The sequence below is a fragment of the uncultured Lactobacillus sp. genome (assembly GCF_947367125.1).
Lineage (GTDB): Bacteria > Bacillota > Bacilli > Lactobacillales > Lactobacillaceae > Lactobacillus.
Window position 1 is genome coordinate 1 of sequence record NZ_CANBCQ010000076.1, and the last position, 2686, is coordinate 2686.

Genomic DNA, 2686 nt, shown 5'->3' on the forward strand with positions numbered 1-2686 from the left:
TTGATATATTCACCATCAATGGAAGCTTTAACTTCTCCATATCCCAAATCATTCGAGACAATCATTAATTTATTTTTTTTTGTTGGCATTATGTTTACCTCTTTCTTTATTAAATCTATATTCATTCTAGCATTATTATATACTATGTGCAATAGTTTTCGTGTTACTTCTCTTTTGCTGTTCTACTATATTTATTTACTTATGTCTACACACTATATTATAGAGCTTTAATCGTAATATACTTTTTTTATACTATTAAAGTATATTTGCGGTATATTTACCTAAGTCAAAATCAACAGATTTTTATGCAAAAAATAAGCACCTGGAAAGAACTGATTTCCAGGTGCTTATTTAAGCTCGATACTATTTCAAGTTAGCTATCAATCTATATCCTAAGAATCCGTTGCTGGAATTTGGATTCCAAGCAATACCTACACCAATTTTTGTATATTGACTAGATAAAAGAATGTCTCTGTGTCCCCAATTTGAGCCTGCATCATGATAAATGAAATTATCTAAACGAATTTTTGCTTGTACAGATGGGGTATCAGTATTATCTACTGCACCTCCAGCAAGCACTTCTGCGTATTGGGTGTGGCTTCCGTCTGGTCTTGTATGACTAAAACTTGTAATCGCTTCGGTAGCTCTTGTTTTGGCATACTTTTGTAAAGAGGTATCAAGTGCTAAAGGATTTAGTCCTTTTGATTGACGTAATTCATTTAATTGCGCAATAAATTCTTGTTCTAATTTGGTAGCAAAGTCGGAATCCTTAATATTTGTATATTCATTATTAAATTTTGTATTTGTGGTTTCATTATGCTGAATAGAACTGCTTGAATTAGCATTTGGAGTATTTGTTGAATTAGTTTGAGTACTTTGAGTTGTATTAACATTTTGGTTAGTGGTAGTTTCAGCTTCTTGATGAGACTTCTCAGTTATCTTATGCGTTAGCTCTGAATTAATCCACTTATTAGTTCCAACCTTGTACCATGTCTTACCACGGTTATCTTTCTTTTCTGCATAAACATTAACTGTGCCGTCTACAAAAGTTTTAGTGATGCGCTTGTTAGGCAACTTATACGCAGGTGATGGATAAACTACTTCTACTTTAAATAACACTTTATTGGTAGAAGTTTTTTTAATATTGGCTAAATTAATATAGCGATGGTTTCCAATGTATAAGTATTTTTTGCCATGAATTGTTTTAGTGCGGTAAGCTTTTACACTTCTGCCTTTTTTGAGTGTTCTTGCTCCTTTAATACGCTTGCCTTTGTAGTTGTAAACATAAGCATTGTGAGTAAGCTTTACGCTTCTGGTGCTTGCCTCTACTACATTGGCTTGTTCGTTGCCCGTAACAACTGTAGCTGAAAGCAATAGAGCTGATGAAAGCGTAATGGTTGATAGTAATTTAGTAACGTTTTTCTTTTGTAACATGTTAGTTACCTCCTATATTTCTTATTTCAATTTCTAAATTAATAATACATGATGAAAAAATGCATTTCATAAAAACTCTGCGATTTTTTCAAAAAAAGTTGAATTTTTCTGAAATCGGAACGATACCCTACAAAAAACAAAAGTAAATTTATGATAAAAATACAGATTTCGGGGGTTATCTGTGATTTATAATCCAACAAAGAAGGAGATAAAATATGGAAAGTAATAATGACTTTAAAAGTCATACCGCACTCAAAAGTCGAAAAGGCTTAAAATTCTTTTCAGCTTTAAGCATGGCTTTGCCAATTTTCATGCAAAGCGGTCAAAAAATCTTCGCAGACGGGCACCACTACTTAGAAGTGCACTCCATTCCCGTTAATGTTAAAATTCTTCAAAACTCATTTGGAGAACGTAAAGGTCAAATGGCAAGCGTTTACAGTATTGCTGGCGGTTTCTGGGAAGATCAACATAAAGGTATTCATGGTAAAGTCGGCGATAGAGATATGCGTTTCTATTGTCTTGAACCTAATAAGGTTACCCCTGGCCCTGGTACAACATCCAAATATAAAGGTAAACAAGCTACCAAAGCTGTTAAGCGAGTTTTAATGGTTGGTTTCGGTGCTAACTCTGCAGAAGAAATGGGGTTCCCAGGAAAATCATCTGAAGCAGAATATGCTACACAAGTAGCTGTGTGGCTAGCATGTGGGGCCATTCGTTCAGATATTAAATGGATTAATCCAACTGCACATAAGATCTTTAACTATATTCAAAGTGAAGCTAAAAAAATTAAAGATACTGGTGCTACTAAGTTAAAGCTCACTGCTTCAAACGTAAATAAAGAAGAAGGAACAGCAACGATTATGCCTACTTTAACCGAAAATGGTGAAAAGAAAGCAGGGGAGGGTACTTTAAAGCTTACGGGTATGACGGCTACCCAAGAAGGTCATGCTGTTACTAATAAGGCTAAGGCTAATTATGCTATTAAGGTTAAATTAACTGATCCTGCAAGTGGCAAAGGTAGTCTTAGCATGACAGTTACAGGTCGATCTTTGAAAGCACCAATGTACAATGCTGACAGTGGAAACTCCCAAGATACTGTTTCCTTTGTTGCTGTTCCATCTGATAAGATTACTAAAACTTGGAGCTTCGCTCCTGAACAAAAGCCAGATACGCCGCCTTCAACTACTTCGATCAAGGCAATGTTTGACCTGAAGAAGAATGATGATGAAGGCGATCAGGTCGATCAAGCCAA

2 protein-coding genes are annotated in these 2686 nt (G+C 35.0%); one reads left to right on the forward strand and one right to left on the reverse strand.

What is annotated here, in order from left to right; translation table 11 throughout:
• Window positions 1-363: 363 nt before the first annotated feature.
• Window positions 364-1434 carry an SLAP domain-containing protein gene (locus tag Q0Y84_RS12285; RefSeq protein WP_297954216.1) on the reverse strand — a complete coding sequence of 357 codons (1071 nt, stop codon included), beginning with the start codon at window positions 1432-1434 and terminating at the stop codon, window positions 364-366.
• Window positions 1435-1649: 215 nt separating this feature from the next.
• Between Q0Y84_RS12285 and Q0Y84_RS12290 the strand changes: the two genes are divergently transcribed.
• A partial coding sequence (locus tag Q0Y84_RS12290) for a thioester domain-containing protein (protein ID WP_297954218.1) occupies window positions 1650-2686 on the forward strand: 1037 nt, incomplete at its 3' end.

What these genes read in the sequence shown, in the direction of transcription:
- Q0Y84_RS12285 (WP_297954216.1), bottom strand. Translation starts at nt 1,434, where the DNA reads ATGTTACAAAAGAAAAACGTTACTAAATTACTATCAACCATTACGCTT.